This window comes from Serratia sp. JUb9 (genome assembly GCF_014298095.1).
Classification (GTDB): Bacteria; Pseudomonadota; Gammaproteobacteria; order Enterobacterales; family Enterobacteriaceae; genus Serratia_B; species Serratia_B rhizosphaerae.
Window position 1 is genome coordinate 1,122,463 of sequence record NZ_CP060416.1, and the last position, 20,893, is coordinate 1,143,355.

The following is a 20,893-nucleotide window of genomic DNA, read 5'->3' on the forward strand; positions in this document are numbered from 1 at the left end:
GGTTTTCAAGGAGCCTCATGTTTACGGTTTATCATTCCAATCAGCTGGACGTGCTGAAAACGCTAACCAGCGCATTGATCGCCAGAGAACCGTTGGCCGACCCTTTCCAGCAGGAGGTTGTGCTGGTGCAAAGCCCGGGAATGGCGCAGTGGCTGCAGATGCAACTGGCCGAGCAGTTCGGCATTGCCGCCAATATTGAGTTTCCGCTGCCGGCGACCTTTATCTGGGACATGTTTACCCGCGTGTTGCCGGGCATCCCGAAAGAGAGCGCCTTCAGTAAGGACGCTATGACCTGGAAACTGATGTGGCTGCTGCCCGATATGCTGACACAGCCCGAGTTTGCCCCGTTGCAGCACTATCTGACCGACGACGGCGATAAGCGCAAAATTCACCAGCTTGCCGGGCGCGTTGCCGATCTGTTTGACCAATATCTGGTGTACCGGCCGCAGTGGCTGGAAAGTTGGCAACGTGGCGAATTGATCGCCGATCTGCCTGAGGCGCAGCAGTGGCAGGCGCCACTGTGGGCGCGGCTGGTGCAGTATACTCAGGAACTGGGGCAGCCGGAGTGGCACCGTGCCAACCTGTATCGCCGCTTTATCGCCACCCTTGAGCAGGCGGAACAGTGCCCGTCAGGGTTACCGGCGCGGGTGTTTATCTGCGGTATTTCGGCGCTGCCGCCGGTCTACCTTGAGGCGCTGCAGGCGCTGGGCAGGCATATTGATATTCATCTGATGTTCACCAACCCGTGCCGCTATTACTGGGGCGATATCCAGGACTACGCGTTTCTGGCGCGGCTGCAAAGCCGTAAGCGACGCCGCCACCATCAGGCACAGGAGCAGGGGTTATTCCGCGATCCCGAGCAGGCGGCGCAGCTGTTCGACGTTGAAGGCGAGCAGCTGCTGAGTAACCCGCTGCTAGCGTCATGGGGTAAGCTGGGGCGCGATCATCTGTATCTGCTGGCGCAGATGGAAACGCTGCAGGAGGTTGACGCTTTTGTCGATATCCCGGCGGACAACATGCTGCACGGCATACAGCGCGACATGCTGGAGCTGGAGGATTGCGCGGTGATCGGCACCACGCCGGAAACTTTTGAACGCAGCGATGCCAAGCGCCTGCTGGACCCCGACGATCGTTCACTCAGTCTGCACGCCTGCCATAGCCCGCAGCGCGAAGTTGAAGTGCTGCACGACCAACTGCTGGCGATGCTGGCGGAAGACCCGCAGCTTACCGCACGCGATATCATTGTGATGGTCGCCGATATTGACAGTTATACGCCATACATTCAGGCGGTGTTCGGCAATGCGCCGGCGGATCGCTACCTGCCGTTTGCCATTTCCGACCGTAAAGCGCGCCAGGCTCATCCGGCGTTGCAGGCGTTTATCTCATTGCTGGATTTGCCGCAGAGCCGCTTTACCTCTGAACAGGTGCTGCTGCTACTGGAGGTACCGGCGCTGGCCGCACGCTTTGCCATTCAGGAGGAGGGGCTGCGCCTGTTACGCCATTGGGTGGCTGAATCCGGCGTACGCTGGGGGCTGGATGATGACAACGTGCGCGAGCTGGCGCTGCCGACCACCGGCCAGCACACCTGGCGCTTCGGCATTACCCGCATGCTGTTGGGCTATGCCATGGACAGCAACGCCGGCGACTGGCAGGGGGTGTTGCCATACGATGAATCCAGCGGGCTGGCGGCGGAGCTGGCGGGTCAGTTGGCTGAACTGCTAACGCAGCTCGGCCTGTGGCGCCAACGTCTCAGCGAAACGCGCACCCTGGCGGAGTGGGCGCCGCTGTGCCGCCAGCTGCTGGAGAGCTTTTTTGCCGCCGATGGCGACACGGAAGCCGCGCTGGCGCTGATAGAAAAGCAGTGGCATCAGGTACTGGAGCATGGTGCCAATGCTCAATATCCCGATGCGGTACCGCTGAGTCTGTTGCGTGACGAGCTGGCGGCGCGTCTCGATCAGGAGCGGATCAGCCAGCGTTTTTTGGCCGGGCAGATCAATTTCTGCACGCTGATGCCGATGCGTTCCATCCCGTTCAAGGTGGTGTGCCTGCTTGGCATGAACGACGGCGTTTACCCGCGCACCCTGCCGCCGCTGGGCTTTGACCTGATGGCGCAGCAGGTGAAGCGCGGCGACCGCAGCCGCCGCGACGACGACCGTTATCTGTTCCTGGAAGCTATTTTGTCCGCGCAGGAAAAGCTATATATCAGCTTTATCGGGCGTTCGATTCAAGACAACAGCGAACGTTATCCCTCGGTGTTGGTGACGGAGTTACTGGAGTACCTGCAGCAGAGTTACCGTCTGCCGGGAGATGAGGAACGGGATGTCGACGCCAGCGCGAGCCGGGTTAGCGAACATTTACTTCGCTGGCATGCCCGTATGCCGTTTGCGGCAGAGAATTTCTTGCCGGGCAGCGAGGCGCAAAGCTACGCCGCCGAATGGCTGCCGGCCGCCGACGGACGCGGCCAGGCGCACCCCGAGTTCAACCAGCCGCTGCCGCCCGAACCCAAAACACAGATCGCGCTGGATGAGCTGCAGCGTTTTTATCGCCACCCGATCCGCGCATTCTTCCAGCAGCGTCTGGGCGTTAGCTTTGTTCTGGAAGAAACCGAACTGCCGGACGAAGAGCCGTTTACGCTGGATAATCTCAGCCGCTATCAGTACAACAACCAACTGCTGAACGCGCTGATTGACGGCGACGATGCGGCAAAATTGTATCAGCGCATCAGGGCCTCCGGCGGTTTGCCTTACGGCGCCTTCGGCGAGATTTACTGGCAGAAGCAACAGGAAGAGATGCAGGATTTGGCGGCGCAGGTGCGTGAGGAGCGCAAGACAAGCGGCAGTCTGGAATTGGATATCGACGTGGCGGGCGTGCATATCGGCGGCTGGCTGCATCAGGTGCAGGAAGATGGCCTGCTGCGCTGGCGGCCGGCCGCTCTGTCGGCGGTGGACGGCATTCTGCTGTGGCTGGAGCATTTGCTGTATTGCTGTGCGGGCGGTCAGGGGGAAAGTCGCATGCTGGGGCGCAAGAACTCAGTCTGGCGTTTTGCCGCGCTGCCGGCGGAAGCCGCGCAAGAGCAATTGGCGGAGCTGGTGGCCGGCTATCAGCGCGGCCTGTGCCAGCCGCTGATGCTGCTTAATAAGAGCGGTTGGGCCTGGTTAAGCCAGTGTTATCAGCCGGAAAATCAGGCGATTGACTGGAACGAAGAGACGCAGAGTAAAGCGCGCGGTAAGCTGCTGCAGGCCTGGCAGGGCGACCAGCGAATTCCTGGCGAAGGGGAAGACCCTTATGTACAGCGGGTGCTGCGTCAGCTGGATAATGATGCCCTGGCGCAAATTTTAGCGGAAACAGAACGTTACCTGCTGCCGGTTGCCAGACATAATCTGGGATAGTGAGCCCGGGTGGTGCACCGTGGCGGGAGGTGGTAAAACTAGGGCTCGCTGCGGGTAAATACCCGGTTCTACAGTGACAGTAAGTACTTACCGGGGAGCTGCCGACAAGGCGTATTTTTACGCTGCAGCATGCTCGGCATGAGGTTTTGTGGTTTTTTATCGGCTTCGCCGGCGCTCGGGAATAGGCGCTGCGGAGCGGAAATAGGGGTTTAATTTGGATATGCGCAGACGTTGGGCCCGTTTTTGCGGGGTAATGTTGTTGGTAGTCTTTTGGGCACCGTCAGGCTGGGCTGAGCAGGGATGGCAGCCGCTGGCGGAGAAAATCCATAAAAGTGAGCACGATCCGCGCCATTACCAGGCCATCAAGCTGGCTAACGGCATGACGGTACTGCTGGTTTCCGATGAGCAGGCACCGAAGTCGCTGGCGGCGCTGGCCTTGCCGGTCGGTTCCCTGGAGGATCCCGACAGCCAACTGGGGCTGGCGCACTATCTGGAACATATGGTGCTGATGGGCTCCAAGCGCTATCCGGAGCCGGAAAATCTGTCTGAATTCCTCAAAAAACATGGTGGCAGCCATAATGCCAGTACCGCGTCGTACCGTACCGCCTATTATTTGGAGGTGGAAAACGATGCTCTGGCGCCAGCCGTCGACCGCATGGCTGATGCGATCGCCGAACCGCTGCTGGATCCTGGCAATGCGGATAAAGAGCGCAACGCGGTGAATGCCGAGCTGACCATGGCGCGTTCGCGCGACGGGATGCGCATGGCGCAGGTGGGAGCGGAAACGTTGAATCCGGCGCACCCGAGCGCGCGCTTTTCCGGCGGCAACCTTGATACGCTGAAGGACAAGCCCGGCAGCAAGCTGCATACGGAACTGACAACATTCTATCAACGCTATTATTCCGCCAATCTGATGGTCGGCGTGCTCTACAGCAGTCAGCCGCTGCCGCAGCTGGCAGCGCTGGCGGCGAAAACCTTTGGTCGGGTGCCGGACCATCAGGCCAGCGTGCCGCCGATTACCGTGCCGGCGGTAACCAAGGCGCAACAGGGCGTCATTATCAATTACGTTCCGGCGCAGCCACGCAAGCAGCTGAAAGTCGAGTTCCGTATTGATAACAACAGCGCAGCTTTCCGCAGTAAGACCGATACCTATATCAGCTATCTGATCGGCAACCGCAGTAAAAATACGCTGTCTGACTGGCTGCAGCAGCAGGGGCTGGCCGATGCCATTAACGCAGGCGCCGATCCGGTGGTAGATCGCAACGGCGGGGTGTTTGTCATCAGCGTCTCGCTGACGGACAAGGGGCTGGCGAAACGCGACCAGGTCGTGGCCGCTATCTTCAACTATCTGAAAATGCTGCGTCAGCAGGGCGTCAAAAAAAGCTATTTTGATGAGATTGCGCACGTGTTGAATCTGGATTTCCGCTACCCGTCGATCACCCGCAACATGGACTATATCGAATGGCTGGTGGATACCATGCTGCGCGTGCCGGTCGAGCATACGCTGGATGCGCCTTATCTGGCGGACCGTTACGATCCGGAGGCTATTGCGCAGCGTCTGGATGAAATGACGCCGCAAAACGCCCGCGTCTGGTTTATCAGCCCGAATGAGCCGCATAACAAAACGGCATACTTTGTCGATGCGCCGTATCAGGTGAATAAAATCACCCCGCAGCGTTTCGAACAGTGGCAGCGCCTGGGACAGGCGATCTCTTTGTCGCTGCCGACGCTGAACCCGTATATCCCGGATGACTTTACCCTCACAACGCCATCACACCGCTTTACCCAGCCGGAAGTGGTGGTGAACCAGCCGGGGCTGCGCGTGCTGTATATGCCGAGCCGCTATTTTGCCGATGAGCCGAAGGCCGACGTGACCGTTGCCTTCCGCAACGCCGAGACCATGAATTCGGCGCGCAATCAGGTGTTGTTCTCGCTGACGGATTATCTGGCCGGCATCGCACTGGATCAACTGAGTTATCAGGCTTCGGTCGGGGGCCTGAGCTTCAGTACCTCGCCGAGCAATGGCCTGCTGTTTAATGCTAACGGCTTTACCCAGCGTTTACCGCAACTGCTGACGTCGCTGATCGAAGGCTACGCCGGGTTTACGCCGACGCAGGCGCAGCTGGATCAGGCGAAGTCCTGGTATCTGCAACAGTTGGATGCCGCTGAGAAGGGCAAAGCCTTCGAACTGGCGCTCCAGCCGATTCAGATGGTGTCGCGTGTGCCCTACTCAGAACGCAGCGAACGGCGGGAGGTGCTGAAAACCCTGACGCTGAAAGACGTGCTTGCCTACCGTGACGGCCTGTTGAAAAACGCTACGCCGGAAATGCTGGTGGTGGGCAATATGAGCAAACCGCAGGTTGATCAACTGGCGTCCGCACTGAAGCAAAGTCTTGCCTGCCGCGGCATAACATGGTGGCACGGGGAAAATGTCCAGGTCGCTAAAAAACAGCTGGCGAATCTGCAGCGCACCGGCAGCAGCACCGATTCGGCGCTGGCGGCGGTCTATATCCCAACCGGCTATGATGAAATCAGCGGCATGGCGCACAGCTCGTTGCTGGGGCAGATTATTCAGCCTTGGTTCTATAGCCAGTTGCGCACTCAGGAACAGCTGGGGTATGCGGTCTTTGCTTTCCCGATGTCGGTCGGGCGGCAGTGGGGCGTAGGCTTCCTGCTGCAAAGCAACAGTAAACAGCCAAACTACCTCTACCAGCGCTATCAGGATTTCTACCCGAAGGCAGAAAAACGGCTGCGCGAGATGAGCGCCGCGGACTTTGCCCAATATCAGCAGGCACTGATTAATGAACTGAAGCAGCGGCCGCAAACGCTGAGTGAGGAAGCGGGGCGCTTTAGCAACGACTTCGAGCGCGGCAACTTCGCCTTTGATACGCGGCAGAAGCTGATCGCGCAGATACAGCTTCTGACGCCGGCCAAACTGGCGGACTTCTTCCACCAGGCGGTGATACAGCCGCAGGGGCTGGCGGTGCTGTCTCAGGTCAGCGGCAGCAGCCAGGATAAAGCCGATTATGCGGCGCCGCAGGGCTGGAGCGCTTACCCGAATGCATCCGCGCTGCAGCAAACCATGCCGCGCCAGGTGGTTAAACCATGATGGCGCAGGCTCCGCAAACGCTCGATCCGTTAACGCTGCCGCTTTGCGGCGAACGGCTGATTGAAGCCTCGGCGGGGACCGGCAAGACCTTCACCATCGGCGCGCTGTATCTGCGCCTGCTGTTGGGTTTGGGTAAGCAGGCGGCGTTTTCCCGCCCGCTGACGGTAGAGGAAATTTTGGTGGTGACCTTTACCGAGGCCGCCACCGAAGAGCTGCGCGGCCGTATCCGCAGCAATATTCACGGGCTGCGCATCGCCTGTATCCGCGGGCGTGAGCACTGCAACAACCCGCTGTTCGCTGCATTAATGGCGGAGATTGACGACCTGGCGGATGCGGCGGCGCAGCTGTTGGCCGCCGAGCGGCAAATGGATGAGGCGGCGATCTATACCATCCATGGCTTCTGTCAACGTATGCTGACCCAGAACGCCTTTGAGTCCGGCATTTTATTTGAGCAGACGCTGGTGCAGGATGAGCTGCCTCTGCGCCGGCAGGCTTGCGCAGACTTTTGGCGCCGCCATTGCTACCCGCTGCCGCTGGACGTTGCGCGCGCGGTCAGCCAGGAGTGGAGCGGGCCGGAAGCCTTGCTGAGCGACCTGTCCGCCTATCTGCACGGGGAGGCGCCAACGCTGCGCCAACCGCCGCAGGAGGATGAAACGCTGCTGGTGCGCCACCAGAAGATCGTGGCGCGTATTGAAGCCATCAAAGCGCAATGGAGCGCGGTGGCGGCCGATCTGCATGACCTTATCAGCAGTTCCGGCGTGGATAAACGCAGCTACAGCAGCAAGCACTTGCCTAACTGGCTACATAAGGTCGGAGAGTGGGCCGGGCAGGAAACGCAGGATTATCAACTGCCGAAGGAACTGGAAAAATTCCGCCAGTCGACGCTGCTGGAAAAAACCAAAAAAGGCGAGGCGCCGCGCCATGCCCTGTTTGACGCCGTTGATGGTCTGTTTGCCGAACCGTTGACGCTGCGCGATTTGGTGATGGCGCGCGCGCTGAGCGAGATTCGCACCTCGATTCAACAGGAAAAGCGCCAGCGCGCCGAACTGGGGTTTGACGACCTGCTAAGCCGACTGGACGGCGCCCTGCAAAGTGCGGGTGGCGATCATCTGGCGCAGGCGATACGTCAGCGCTATCCGGTGGCGATGATTGACGAATTTCAGGATACCGACCCGCAGCAGTATCGCATTTTCCACAAGTTATATGTGGGGCAGGCGGAGTGCGGACTGCTGTTGATTGGCGATCCCAAACAGGCGATTTACGCGTTCCGTGGGGCGGACATTTTCACCTATATGCGTGCCCGCTCTGAGGTGAGCGCCCACTATACGCTGGAGACCAACTGGCGCTCTTCCCCGACGATGGTCGGCAGCGTCAACCGGCTGTTTTCCCGGCTGGAAAAACCGTTTCTGTTCGGCGAGATCCCGTTTATTGACGTGGCGGCGGCGGATAAGAACCAGAAACTGGCGTTTGAACTGCATAATCAGCCGCAGGCCGCCATGCACTTCTGGCTGCAGCCGGGCGACGGTGTCGGAGTGAGCGACTACCAACAGCAAATGGCACGCCTGTGCGCGACGCAAATTCGCGACTGGCTGAATGCCGGGCAGCGCGGAGAAGCCTGGCTGGCGGATGGCGACAAGCGCCGGCCGGTACAGGCATCGGATATCACCATCCTGGTGCGCAGCCGGGCGGAAGCGGCGCTGGTGCGCGATGCGCTCAGCCTGTTGGCGATTCCTTCAGTATACCTGTCGAATCGCGACAGCGTGTTTGATACGCCGGAAGCCAAAGATTTGCTGTGGCTGTTGCAGGCGGTGCTGGCGCCGGAGCAGGAGCGGACCTTACGCAGCGCGATGGCGACCGGCCTGCTGGGGCTGGATGCGCCGACGCTGGATGCGCTGAATCATAACGAGCGGGCGTGGGACACGCTGGTCGAAGAGTTTGACCAATATCGCACGCTGTGGCTGCGGCGCGGCGTATTGCCGATGCTGCGCGAGGTAATGACGCAGCGGCATTTGGCTGAGAATCTGTTGGTCAGCCCCGGCGGCGAGCGGCGTCTGACCGATGTGATGCACCTGGGTGAACTGCTGCAGGAGGCGTCGGCACAGCTCGACAGCGAGCATGCGCTGGTGCGCTGGCTGGCGCAGCAGATTGCCCAGCCGAACAGCCAGTCGGACAACCAGCAGCTGCGTCTGGAAAGCGACCGCCACCTGGTGCAGGTGATGACGATTCACAAGTCCAAAGGGTTGGAGTATCCGTTGGTCTGGCTGCCGTTTGTCGGCAACTATCGCCAGCAGCAGCAGGTGCTGTATCACGATCGCCACAGTTTCAAAGCCTTGCTGGATCTGAATGCCGATGAAGAGAGCATGGCCTGGGCCGAGGAGGAGCGGCTGGCGGAGGATTTACGCCTGCTTTACGTCGCGCTGACGCGTTCGGTGTACCACTGTAGCATCGGCATTGCGCCGCTTATTCAGGGGACACGTAAAAAGCAGGGGGAGACGGATTTGCATCGCAGTGCGCTGGGGTATCTGGTGCAGGGCTGTCAGGCGGGGGATGCCGCCTATTTGCAGAGCTGTCTGCAGCAACTGGCTGATGAAAGCATTGCGTTATCCCTGCTGGAACCGCTGGATGAGCAGCCTTGGCAGCCGCAGAGCGAGCAGGCAGAGCTGTTGGCAGCCAGAGAGGTCAAGCGACAGTTGCAGGACTTTTGGCGGGTGACCAGCTATACCGGCCTGCAGCAACACGGCGCCGGGCTGATGCAGGATCTGCTGCCTCGTCTGGACGTTGATGCTGCGGGTGAGAAGGCGGCTGAAAGTGAGCCGTCACTGACCCCGCACACCTTTCCGCGCGGCGCAGCGCCGGGCACCTTTTTACACAGCCTGTTTGAAACGCTGGATTTTACCCAGCCGCTGGATGCCGCCTGGCTGGCGGAGCAGCTGCAGCTGAACGGTTATGACGCGTGTTGGCAGCCGGTGCTGCAGACATGGATGGAGACGCTGCTGCATACCGCGCTGAATGACGGCGGCGCCACGCTGGCGCAGCTGACGCCGCAGGCTAAACAGGCGGAGCTGCAGTTTTATCTGCCGATCGGCCAGCTGTTGCAGGCATCGCAGCTGGATACGCTGGTGAAGCGCTATGACCCGCTGTCGGCACGCTGTCCGGCGCTGGATTTTCAACGAGTGCAGGGGATGTTGAAAGGCTTTATCGACCTGATTTTCTGCTGGCAGGGAAAATATTACCTGCTCGACTATAAATCCAACTGGCTGGGTGAAGACAGCAGCGCCTATACGCAGCCGGCGATGGCGCAGGCGATGGCGGAACATCGTTACGACCTGCAGTATCAGCTGTATACCCTGGCGCTGCACCGCTATCTGCGCCACCGTCTGGCAGACTATGACTATCAACGCCACTTTGGCGGCGTGATTTATCTGTTTTTGCGCGGCGTCGACGGTCAGCATCCCGGCAACGGCATTTTTGCCTGCCGTCCTGAAGCTGCCTTGGTGGAGGGGATGGATCGGCTGTTCAGCGGCGACGATAACCAGGGGGAATCTGAAGCATGATGCAGCTACTCCAACAGGCGGTCACGCTTGGCGTGCTGCGTCCGCTGGACATACAGTTCGCCCGGGTGGTCGCCGAGCCGGAACGGCCGGATATGCTGCTGGCGGCTGCCTGCCTCAGCGCGGAAGCCGGTGCCGGCCACGTCTGTCTACAGCTGGAGCAGCTGTTGCCGGAGACGCTGTTCGGCGCGCGTCAGCCTGAGCTGGCGCAGGCGGTCTGGCAGGCTGCCGGCCAGCCGGACGTTGACGAATGGCGGCGTTTGCTGCTGTCGTCTGCTGCGGTCAGCGACGGCAGCCTGCCGACACCGCTGGTGCTGCAACAGCAGCGGCTCTATCTGCAGCGCATGTGGCAAAGCGAAGGTGAGGTGGCGGCCTTTATCGGCAGTGACGATATGCCGCAGGATATTGAGCCGCAGCGCCTGCGTCCGATCCTGGACCGTCTGTTTGGCGAAGCGGAGGCTACGCCGGACTGGCAGAAAATCGCCGCCGCCGTCGCCGCCACGCGGCGGATTGCGGTGATTTCCGGCGGGCCGGGCACCGGCAAAACCACCACGGTGGCAAAGCTGTTGGCGGCGTTGGTGCAGTTGGCCGATGGCGAGCGGCTGCGCATTCAGCTTGCGGCACCGACCGGAAAAGCGGCGGCGCGGTTGACCGAGTCGCTCGGCAGCGCCAGCCGCCGGCTGGGGCTGACGGCGCAGCAGCTGAGTCTGTTTCCTACTGAGGCGGCAACGCTGCACCGTCTGCTGGGTGCACAGCCGAACAGTCAGCGCATGCGCTATCACCGCGGCAACCCGCTGCATCTGGACGTGCTGGTGGTGGATGAGGCCTCAATGGTGGATTTGCCGATGATGGCGCGCCTGATTGCCGCCCTGCCTGCACATGCCAGAGTGATCTTCCTCGGCGACCGCGATCAGCTGGCCTCGGTGGAGGCGGGCGCGGTGCTGGGAGATATTTGCCGCTTTGCCGAGCAGGGCTACAGCGAAGCGCGAGCGGCGCAGCTCAGCCAATTGACCGGCTGTGCGCTGCAGGGGCAGCCGGCGCAGGCGGCTGCGGCAGTGCGCGATAGCCTGTGCCTGCTGCGTAAAAGCTACCGTTTTGACGCCAACTCGGGCATTGGACAGCTGGCGTTTGCGGTTAACGCCGGCGATGTCAGGGGTGCGCGCACGGCGCTGGACGGCCGCTTTGACGACGTCGCCGGCTATCCGCTGGCGGAAACGGCGGACTACCAGGCGCTGCTGGATGCCTGCGTGGTGGGCTATCGCGACTACCTGATGCAGGTGGCGGCCGGCACCGGTGCGCAGCAGGTGCTGGATGCGTTTGGGCGCTTTCAGGTACTGTGTGCCCTGCGGGAAGGACCGTTCGGCGTCAGCGGGCTGAATGAACGGATTGAGACTGCTCTGCAGCGCGCCGGGCTGATACGGCGTACGCCCGGCGCCGCAGGGCGCTGGTATCGGGGGCGTCCGGTGATGATTGGCCGCAACGACAGCGCTCTGGGGCTGTTTAACGGCGATATCGGCATTACCTTACCGGATGAGACAGGGGAGTTGCGCGTTCACTTCCAACTGCCGGACGGCAGCATCAAGTCGGTGCAGCCAAGCCGCTTACCGGCGCATGAAACCGCCTATGCAATGACGGTGCATAAGTCGCAGGGGTCGGAGTTCGATCATACGGTACTGGTGCTGCCCAACCACTATCTGCCGGTGTTGACGCGGGAGTTGGTGTATACCGCCATTACCCGTGCGCGTAAGCGCCTGTCGCTGTATGCTGCCGATAAGGTATTGATGGGCGCCGTGCGTACGCCGACGCAGCGCCGTAGCGGGCTGGCGGAACGTCTGGTGATGGCAGACGATGAACAGGGGCGCTAAGGCGCCCCTGCATAACTTACAGGTCGGCCAGCAGGATTTTTGAGCGACGCTGATAGTTGTACAGCGCCTGTTTCTGCATCGGCAGTACGTCAACCTCCGCCGGTGTGAAGCCCCGTTCCTGGAACCAGTGAATACTGCGGGTGGTAAGCACGAACAGCTTTTGCAGCCCCATCTGCCGCGCCTGGCTTTCCACCCGCTGCAGCAGCATTTCACCGCGCGATGAGCTACGGTAATCCGGATGCACCGCCACGCAGGCCATCTCGCCGATCTTCTCTTCCGGGAAGGGGTAGAGGGCTGCACAGGCGATGGTCAGATTATCCCGCTCAATAATGGTGAACTTATCGATCTCCATCTCCAACTGCTCGCGTGAGCGACGCACCAGAATACCCTGTTGTTCCAGCGGGCGAATCAGTTCGAGAATACCGCCGATGTCGTTGATGGTCGCCCGCCGTACCTGCTCGGCGCTTTCCATCACGATCTGCGTACCGATACCGTCGCGGGAGAACAGCTCCTGCACCAGCGCGCCGTCTTCCTGGTAGCTGATCAGGTGACAGCGCCGCACGCCGCTGCGGCAGGCTTTTACCGCGCCGCGCAGGAAGCGGACGGTGCCGGAGTGGTAGTCGCCACTCTCTTCCAACGCATCAAGGCGCTTCTGCGCATCGTTGGGGAATAGTTCGGAGATAATCTCGCCCTCGGCGTCGGTCACCCCTTGTGACGAACAAAAGCCGATCATCTTTTCCGCTTTCAGCTTGCTGGCCAACTGGGTCGCCACTTCTTCTGAGGTCAGGTTGAAGCTTTCACCGGTGACGGATACCGCCACCGGACCAATCAGCACGATGGCGCCGCTGTCGAGCTGACGGTTAATAGCCTCTTCATCAATACGGCGGATACGCCCGCTGTGGTAGTAATCCACGCCGTCATCGATACCCAGCGGTTGGGCGATAATAAAGTTGCCGCTGACCACATTGATATGCGCGCCCTGCAGTGGGGTGTTATTCAGGCTCATCGACAGCCGGGCGGTAATATCCAGTTGCAGCAGGCCGGCAGCCTGCTTGACCAGCTCCAGCGTCGGCGCATCGGTCACGCGGGTATGTTTGTGGTAGAGCGGTTCGAGATTATGTAGCGCCAGATTGGTATCAATCTGTGGCCGTGCGCCATAAACCACCACCAGGCGAATGCCCAGGCTGTGCAGCAACCCGATATCGTTAACGATATTAGTAAAGTTTTCATGCTCAATCGCCTCGCCACCGAGCATCACGACGAATGTCTTGCCGCGGTGGGCGTTGATATAGGGAACTGAGTGACGGAATCCTTGAACCAGCTCTGTACTACGTTCCTTCACGGCAAACCTCATGTGAATATTTATACGATATTTTTGTATTTTTATTCTTTTCTGCCGCTAATGGCAAGGGGGAATTTGCGTTGTTTTCCCTGCTAACACTGTTAAATCGTTAATAAATTGAAAACCCATCAAAAGATTTTCTGATGACAGCGCCGAATGGATTCGTTAAAGTTTTCGCCATTGTCTCTGTTTTGCTGTTTTTTTAGTCTACTGCTATTGGTTGGAGCCGCATGTCAAACGATAATCACAATCTGGGTCGCCGTCGTCTGTTGCAGGGGGTTACCGCAACCTGGTTGCTGAGCGTGAGTCGTGTCGGTTTTGCCGCGTCGTCGCATGTTATCGCGGTGCGTGTCTGGCCTTCATCCACTTACACGCGCGTGACGCTAGAGTCCAACGTGGCGCTGAAATACAAACAGTTTGCGCTGACCAATCCCGATCGCATCGTGGTGGATATTGAGGGCGTGCAGCTTAACAGCGTGCTGAAAGGCATCGCCTCCCAGGTGCAAAACAGCGACCCTAACCTGAAGCAGGCGCGCGTCGGCCAGTTCGATAAAGACACCGTGCGTCTGGTGCTGGAGCTGAAGCAGGATGTCCGCCCGCATATGTTCACCCTGGCGCCGGTCGCTGAATACCGCAACCGTCTGGTGCTGGATATGTATCCCAGCAAGCCGGCGCCCGGTGATGATGACTATGATCCGCTGTTGGCGTTGCTGGAAGATTACAATAAGGGCGATCTGGAACGGACGCTGCCGGCACCGGCCAAAGCGCCGCAAACCGGTAAGGCGGGGCGCGATCGGCCGATCGTCATTATGCTCGACCCGGGACACGGCGGTGAGGATCCTGGTGCAATCGGCAAGTACAAAACGCGCGAGAAAGACATCGTGCTGCAGATTGCCCGCCGGCTGAGAACGATGATCAAGCGCGAACCGAATATGAAAGTCTTTATGACGCGTAACGAAGATGTCTTCATTCCGCTGAAGGTGCGGGTGGCAAAAGCGCGCAAGCAGCGCGCCGATCTGTTTGTCTCCATCCACGCGGATGCCTTTACCAACCGTGCGGCGCGTGGCTCATCGGTGTTTGCGCTGTCGACCAAAGGGGCAACCAGCGCTGCGGCGCGCTATCTGGCGCAAACGCAGAACGAATCGGATCAGATCGGCGGCGTCAGCAAAAGCGGTGACCGCTATCTGGATCACACCATGTTCGATCTGGTGCAGACGGCGACCATCAACGACAGCCTGAAATTTGGCAAGGAAGTGCTGCATCGGATGGGCAGTATCAACCGGTTGCACAAGAATCGTGTCGATCAGGCCGGTTTTGCGGTGTTGAAGGCACCGGACATTCCTTCCATTCTGGTGGAGACGGCGTTTATCAGCAACGTGGAAGAAGAGCGTAAACTGCGTACCAGCCGTTTTCAGCAGCAGATTGCGGAATCTATACTGGCGGGTATCAAGGCTTATTTCTCCAACGGCGGGGCGAGGCGTTAAAGAGAACGATGACGCTGGGCTGCGGCCCGGCGTGATGATGTTGGCGGATTTTAGATACAAAAAAACACCCATAAGGGTGTCAATTGTCATCATCAATAATGGTTGCGGGGGCCGGATTTGAACCGACGACCTTCGGGTTATGAGCCCGACGAGCTACCAGGCTGCTCCACCCCGCGTCCGTCTTGATGCTTGTGCGTTCTTTATCGTTTGGTTGCGGGGGCCGGATTTGAACCGACGACCTTCGGGTTATGAGCCCGACGAGCTACCAGGCTGCTCCACCCCGCGTCCGTTTAACGCATTTTTCTCGAACCCAACCCATTATAAGATGCCGCTGGTACAGCATCGGTTGGTTGCGGGGGCCGGATTTGAACCGACGACCTTCGGGTTATGAGCCCGACGAGCTACCAGGCTGCTCCACCCCGCGTCCGATGGATGCGCACTATACTCTCCATGGTTTATGTTGCAACCCCTTTTTGCAGATAATTGGTCTAAAGCCGTTTTTTGGCTTATTTCGCCCGCACATTGCTTTCTTTTTCATCACCCTGCGCGGTGTGAGATTTTTTATTGGCAGCGATTCCTTTATCTGAAGGGGTTTGTTATCTTTCGCCGGTATCCCCTTTATTTTTCAAGCTGCAGATGTGCGACGGGGCCTGGCCTGCCGTCTGCACCTCGAAATGTCTTGGGTAAAAACCATACCTGTTTTTTAAGAGAGCGCGCGATGAAAGGACGTTGGGGTAAATACCTGCTGGGCGGGTTAGTGATAGCAATCTTGGCGGGCTGTTCGTCAAAGCCGACCGACCGTGGTCAGCAATATAAAGATGGGCAGCTGGAGCAACCGCTGGCGTTGGTTAATCAACCGAACACCCGTGGCGTGCCGATGAACGGCGATGATTACGCCAACCAACTGCTGGAGATTCAATACGCGTCTCCTTCTTTGTTTAACCGTAACAGCAGTACCTACCAGGCGGTAAAGAGCTGGATGGCCTCCGGTGCGGACACCCGCCAGCTTAGCCAGTTCGGCCTCAGCGCCTACCAGATGGAAGGGGCGGACAACTACGGCAACGTACAGTTTACCGGCTACTATACGCCGGTGGTGCAGGCGCGCTACACGCCGCAGGGCGAATTCCGCTACCCGCTGTACCGCATGCCGCCGAAACGCGGCCGTCTGCCGAGCCGTGCGGGCATTTATAACGGCGCGCTGGATGACCGCTACATCATCGCCTACAGCAACTCGCTGATGGACAACTTTATGATGGAAGTGCAGGGCAGCGGCTATGTCGATTTTGGTAACGGTCAGCCGCTGGTGTTCTTTGGCTACGGCGGCAAAAACGGCCATGCTTACCGCAGTATCGGCCGGGTATTGATCGACCGGGGCGAGGTGGCCAAGGCGGATATGTCGATGCAGGCGATCCGCAAGTGGGCCGATAGCCACAGCGAAGCGGAAGTACGCGAGCTGCTGGAGCAGAATCCGTCCTTTGTCTTCTTCCGCCCGGAATCTTTCGCGCCGGTGAAAGGCGCCAGCGCGGTGCCGCTGATCGCCAAGGCGTCGGTGGCGTCCGATCGATCGCTGATTCCTGCCGGCACCACGCTGCTGGCGGAAGTGCCTCTGCTGGACAACAAGGGTAAATTCACGGGAAAATATGAGATGCGCCTGATGGTGGCGCTGGACGTTGGCGGCGCGATTAAAGGCCAGCACTTTGATATCTACCAGGGTATCGGGCCGGACGCCGGCCACGCGGCTGGTTTTTACAACCACTATGGCCGGGTATGGGTGCTGAAGGGCGGCAACAGCGGCGCGCCGTTGTTCAGCGCCTATCGGCCAAAGGTCAGTCAGAGCGGGAGCTTGCTGGTGACGCGTTAATTGTTAACGCCCGTCGTCGTTAACCCGCAGGGGCCGGATTTTCCGGCCCTTATCATTTGCATAATTAAGGTAATTAAAGCGTTATGAGCACACCCTATTCAGAAGCCTATCTGCAACGTTTTGGCGGTACGGCACGTTTGTACGGCCAGAAGGCGTTGGCGCTGTTCGCCCAGGCGCACGTGTGCGTGATCGGCATTGGCGGCGTGGGCTCATGGGCGGCGGAGGCGCTGGCGCGTACCGGCATCGGCGCCATTACCCTGATTGATATGGATGATGTCTGCGTCACCAATACCAACCGCCAGATCCACGCGCTGCGCGGCCACGTCGGCCAGTCGAAGACGGAGGTGATGGCCGAACGCATTCTGGCGATTAACCCGGAGTGCCGGGTGATCTGCATCGACGATTTTATTACGCCAGATAACGTGGCGGAACTGTTGGACAACGGTTTTAGCTATGTGATTGACGCCATCGACAGCGTGCGGCCGAAGGCGGCGTTGCTGGCCTATTGCCGCCGCTTTAAAATCCCGGTCGTTACCACCGGCGGTGCCGGCGGACAGATCGATCCTACACGTATTGAAGTGGCGGATCTGGCGAAGACCATCCAGGATCCGCTGGCGGCCAAACTGCGCGAGCGGCTTAAACACGATTTCAACGTGGTGAAAAACAGCAAGGGTAAACTGGGGATCGACTGCGTCTTTTCCAGCGAAGCGCTGGTCTACCCGCAGCCGGACGGCTCAGTGTGTGCATCGCGCAGTACGGCGGAAGGACCAAAGCGCATGGACTGCAGCGCCGGTTTCGGCGCGGCGACCATGGTCACCGCAACCTTCGGCTTTGTTGCGGTTTCACATGCGCTGAAGAAGATGATGGCTAAAGCGGCTCGTCAGGCATAGCGCGCGGCGATATCCTTTACCGCCGCAGCCAGCGCTTCCAGACCGCTGGCTCGGGTGGCGCTGAGCTGGGCGCGCAATCCCAGGCTGTCGAATAGCGCCAGAGGATCGGCGGCCAGCAGTTGCTGCGGCGTCTTTCCTTCCACGGTGGTTAATAACACCGCCAGCAGGCCGCGCACGATGCGGCCTTCGCTGTCGCCGTAAAAATGCAGTCGATTGTCATCCAACAGCTGATGGCCTAACCAGACGCGGTTTTCACAGCCGCTCAGCTCTATCTCCGCGTTGCGCAGCGCTTCCGGCAGCGTGGGCAGCTGTTTTGCCAGCATCACCAGTTGGCGATAGCGGTCTTCCCACTGTTTCAGCGCGCCGAATTTTTCTGTCAGGGCCGCAGCGGTAATGTCGTGGCCGAAGGGGTGAGGGGCTAGCATAGCGTCTCCGAAATTACAGTGTATCAATCTGCCAGCAGATCGACGGCATTCACCATGGCGTCGACCAGCCTGTCGACGTCTTCCGGCGTATTATAAGGGGCGAAAGAGGCGCGCAGGGTGCCGCTGACGCCCAGCGCCGCCATCAGCGGCTGCGCGCAGTGCTGCCCGGCGCGCAGCGCGATGCCTTGCTCCGCCAGCAGCGTGACGATATCGCTGTGATGAATACCGGCAATATCGAACGCCAGCAGGCTGGAGCCGGAGCAACGGAAGCTGCGAAAGCCTGCCAGTTGTGCCAACCGATGCTCGGCGTCGTCGGTTAATTGCCGTGCGTAGGCTTCCGCCGCCGGTAGATTTTGTTCCTCCAGCCAGCTCAGCGCTGCGCCCAGCCCCAGTACTCCGGCGATATTCGGCGTGCCGGCCTCAAAGCAGTAGGGCGGTTTTTGCGCGGTAAAGCCGTCAAACGAGGCCTGAGTCAGCATTTTGCCGCCGCCTTGCCACGGCGCCATCTGCGCCAGCAGTTCACTTTTGCCGTACAGCACGCCGATACCGGTCGGGCCATATAGCTTATGGCCGGAAAAGGCGTAAAAGTCGATGTTTAACCGCCGTACGTCCGCCGGACAGTGCACGATGCCCTGGGCGCCGTCGATCATGACTTTGGCACCGACGCCGTGCGCCAGCGCGATCGCCTGCGCCAGATCCGGACAGCCGCCGGTAACGTTGGACATCTGTCCCAGCGCCAGCAGCCGGGTTTTATCGCTGAGCAGCGTCGGCAGCAGCGCCAGGTCGGGCAGCCGGTCGGCCCCCAGCGGCAGTTTTGTTACGCAGGCACCGGTCTGCTCTGCGACCATCAGCCAGGGGATCAGGTTGGCATGATGCTCCGCCTCGCTGACGATAATTTCATCGCCGGGCTGCAGGCGGGGGCGCGCATAGCTTTGCGCCACCAGATTAATCGCCTCGGTGGTGCCGCGCGTCCAGACAATTTCTTCGGCGCCGGCGGCGTTAATCAATGCCGCCGCCTGATGGCGCGTCTGTTCAAAACGTACGGTCAGATCCTGAGCGGCCTTATGCTGGCTGCGGTGCACGGTGGCCGCCTCGCTGCTGTAAAACTGCTGCGTGGCGGCGATCACCGCCTGCGGCTTCAGCGCGGTGGCGGCGCTGTCCAGATAAACGCCGGGCTGCGCCAGCGCGGGAAACTGGCGGCGGAAAAGTGAGGAATTAAACGACGACATAGTGGATTATCATTGGTCGGAACACCTGTCGATCCTGTCCTATTTTGCCGTGACTGACAAGTCCATTGCAGCGGTTGTCTGGCATTCCGGTGTGAGTTTGTTATGCTGTTTCTACGGGTGCGCAACCTTGCCTTTATGTATCTAAAGGTCTTTTACAGCATTTTTATCTACAAGGAGTCCAAGATGAAGAAAACGGCCGCAGTTATCTCTGCTCTGATGCTGACGTTCACGTTGGCAGCCTGTTCCAGTAACTATGTGATGCACACCAATGATGGACGAACCATTGTTGCCGACGGTAAACCGCAGGTTGATGAAGATACCGGGATGATCAGCTATAAAGATGCGAACGGCGTCGAACAGCAAATTAACCGTGCCGACGTGAAAGAGCTGGCAGAAAGCGACCAGTAAGCGTCAGGTAAAAAAAAGCACCGCAATGTTTGCGGTGCTGCATAAATCACTATGGACAGACAGGGTAAATGTACAGGAAGTGAAAAAACAGTAGCTTAGCTACCATGTCCGGAATCGCCGGACAATTTGCAAACACAACATCACAACCACAAGCCAAAAGTTCATCGGCGTCCTCGACACCCAATCCCTTTTCGTTCCGGCCCGGGAAGTGCCGCCACTATAGGTATTTGCTGGCGTCTGCTCAACGGACAATTTATAATGCATCGGATAAAAAAAACTAATGAAATGGATGTGGAGAAAGCGAGCCAGCGCGCGTCTGTCAACGCAACCCGCTTTTAGGGTTGATGGTGTTGTAATTTTGTTACACAAAAGTAGCTAATTAATGTCTAAACGTTTACCACCCCTTAATGCGTTGCGGGTGTTTGATGCGGCAGCCCGCCATCTCAGTTTCACTAAAGCGGCCGAAGAGCTTTTTGTCACTCAGGCTGCGGTGAGCCACCAGATCAAGTCTCTGGAGGATTTCCTCGGCCTTAAACTGTTCCGCCGGCGCAACCGTTCTCTGCTGCTGACCGAAGAAGGGCAGAGTTATTATCTGGATATCAAAGAGATATTCTCCTCCATCAATGAAGCAACGCGTAAGCTGCAGGCGCGCAGCGCCAAGGGCGCATTGACGGTCAGTTTGCCGCCGAGTTTCGCTATTCAGTGGCTGGTGCCGCGCCTGTCTGGCTTTAACTCAGCTTATCCGGGAATTGATGTTCGTATACAAGCCGTTGACCGGGAAGAGGATAAACTGGCCGACGACGTTGACGTCGCCATTTTTTATGGCCGCGGTAATTGGCCGGGGCTGCGTGCGGAGCGATTGTATGCCGAATATCTGCTGCCGGTGTGTTCTCCCAGCCTGCTGACCGGCGAGCGCGCCTTAAAATCGCCGGACGATCTGGCTAATCACACGCTGCTGCACGATACTTCACGCCGCGACTGGTTGGCCTATACCCGGCAACTGGGTTTACAGCATATTAATGTGCAGCAGGGGCCGATTTTCAGCCACAGCGCGATGGTGGTACAGGCGGCGGTGCATGGTCAGGGCATTGCGCTGGTGAACAACGTGATTGCGCAGACGGAAATTGAAGCGGGCAGGTTGGTATGTCCGTTTAATGATGTTTTGGTCAGCAAAAACGCTTTTTATCTGGTATGTCATGACAGCCAGGCAGAACTGGGTAAAATAGCCGCCTTTCGCCAATGGATACTGGCGCGTGCTGCCAGCGAGCAGGAAAAATATCGTTTCCGCTATGAACAATAAACCGGCGGCCTCAGGCGGTCGGTTATCGACTAAAGGTAAA

Annotated in this window: 12 protein-coding genes and 3 tRNA genes; 9 read left to right on the plus strand and 6 right to left on the minus strand. The window is 59.1% G+C overall.

What is annotated here, in order from left to right; translation table 11 throughout:
• The first annotated feature begins 17 nt into the window (after positions 1-17).
• From recC to recD, 4 genes are all read left to right on the plus strand, one after another.
• On the plus strand, positions 18-3,389 hold the full coding sequence (recC, locus tag HF675_RS05335) for an exodeoxyribonuclease V subunit gamma (protein WP_187044209.1): 3,372 nt from the start codon (positions 18-20) through the stop codon (positions 3,387-3,389).
• 220 nt (positions 3,390-3,609) lie between these two features.
• Positions 3,610-6,498, plus strand: coding sequence for a pitrilysin (gene ptrA, locus HF675_RS05340; RefSeq protein WP_187044210.1), 2,889 nt, complete (start codon positions 3,610-3,612; stop codon positions 6,496-6,498).
• The gene (recB, locus tag HF675_RS05345) at positions 6,495-10,052 is read left to right on the plus strand and encodes an exodeoxyribonuclease V subunit beta (protein ID WP_187044211.1); all 3,558 of its coding nucleotides are present in this window, start codon (positions 6,495-6,497) and stop codon (positions 10,050-10,052) included. The genes ptrA and recB overlap by 4 nt, the downstream gene beginning before the upstream one ends.
• Entirely contained in the window at positions 10,049-11,914 is a 1,866-nt protein-coding gene (gene recD, locus HF675_RS05350) for an exodeoxyribonuclease V subunit alpha (protein WP_187044212.1), read from the plus strand. The genes recB and recD overlap by 4 nt, the downstream gene beginning before the upstream one ends.
• Before the next feature lie 16 nt (positions 11,915-11,930).
• On the opposite strand, the gene argA is transcribed toward recD, so the two are convergent.
• On the minus strand, positions 11,931-13,268 hold the full coding sequence (gene argA / locus HF675_RS05355; RefSeq protein WP_172606259.1) for an amino-acid N-acetyltransferase: 1,338 nt from the start codon (positions 13,266-13,268) through the stop codon (positions 11,931-11,933).
• Positions 13,269-13,486: 218 nt separating this feature from the next.
• Here argA and amiC point away from each other — a divergent pair, with 218 nt between their 5' ends.
• Complete coding sequence (amiC, locus tag HF675_RS05360) at positions 13,487-14,740, plus strand: N-acetylmuramoyl-L-alanine amidase AmiC (RefSeq protein ID WP_105232325.1); 1,254 nt, start codon at positions 13,487-13,489, stop codon at positions 14,738-14,740.
• Between the two features lie 99 nt (positions 14,741-14,839).
• On the opposite strand, the gene HF675_RS05365 is transcribed toward amiC, so the two are convergent.
• The 3 genes from HF675_RS05365 to HF675_RS05375 form a co-directional block, all read right to left on the minus strand.
• Positions 14,840-14,916 (minus strand) — tRNA-Met (locus tag HF675_RS05365).
• Between the two features lie 32 nt (positions 14,917-14,948).
• Positions 14,949-15,025: transfer RNA gene (locus HF675_RS05370), tRNA-Met, on the minus strand.
• A gap of 62 nt (positions 15,026-15,087) precedes the next feature.
• Positions 15,088-15,164 (minus strand) — tRNA-Met (locus HF675_RS05375).
• 294 nt (positions 15,165-15,458) lie between these two features.
• Here HF675_RS05375 and mltA point away from each other — a divergent pair.
• Positions 15,459-16,601, plus strand: coding sequence for a murein transglycosylase A (gene mltA / locus HF675_RS05380; RefSeq protein ID WP_105232324.1), 1,143 nt, complete (start codon positions 15,459-15,461; stop codon positions 16,599-16,601).
• 83 nt (positions 16,602-16,684) lie between these two features.
• Positions 16,685-17,491, plus strand: a complete 807-nt coding sequence (gene tcdA, locus HF675_RS05385) for a tRNA cyclic N6-threonylcarbamoyladenosine(37) synthase TcdA (protein ID WP_187044213.1) — start codon at positions 16,685-16,687, stop codon at positions 17,489-17,491.
• On the opposite strand, the gene csdE is transcribed toward tcdA, so the two are convergent.
• Together csdE and csdA are read right to left on the minus strand one after the other, a co-directional pair.
• Positions 17,482-17,916 (minus strand): cysteine desulfurase sulfur acceptor subunit CsdE, encoded by a 435-nt coding sequence (gene csdE, locus HF675_RS05390; protein ID WP_105232322.1) that lies wholly within the window; start codon positions 17,914-17,916, stop codon positions 17,482-17,484. The two genes, tcdA and csdE, sit on opposite strands and share 10 nt — an antisense overlap.
• A gap of 23 nt (positions 17,917-17,939) precedes the next feature.
• Positions 17,940-19,145: a cysteine desulfurase CsdA gene (gene csdA / locus HF675_RS05395; RefSeq protein WP_105232321.1), complete on the minus strand. Its 1,206-nt coding sequence runs from the start codon at positions 19,143-19,145 to the stop codon at positions 17,940-17,942.
• A gap of 183 nt (positions 19,146-19,328) precedes the next feature.
• Here csdA and HF675_RS05400 point away from each other — a divergent pair, with 183 nt between their 5' ends.
• Both HF675_RS05400 and HF675_RS05405 read left to right on the plus strand, forming a co-directional pair.
• A complete protein-coding gene (locus tag HF675_RS05400; protein WP_105233494.1) occupies positions 19,329-19,553 on the plus strand; it encodes a YgdI/YgdR family lipoprotein in 225 nt (74 codons plus the stop codon).
• A gap of 382 nt (positions 19,554-19,935) precedes the next feature.
• Positions 19,936-20,853 carry a transcriptional regulator GcvA gene (locus tag HF675_RS05405; RefSeq protein ID WP_105232320.1) on the plus strand — a complete coding sequence of 306 codons (918 nt, stop codon included), beginning with the start codon at positions 19,936-19,938 and terminating at the stop codon, positions 20,851-20,853.
• Positions 20,854-20,893 lie beyond the last annotated feature (40 nt).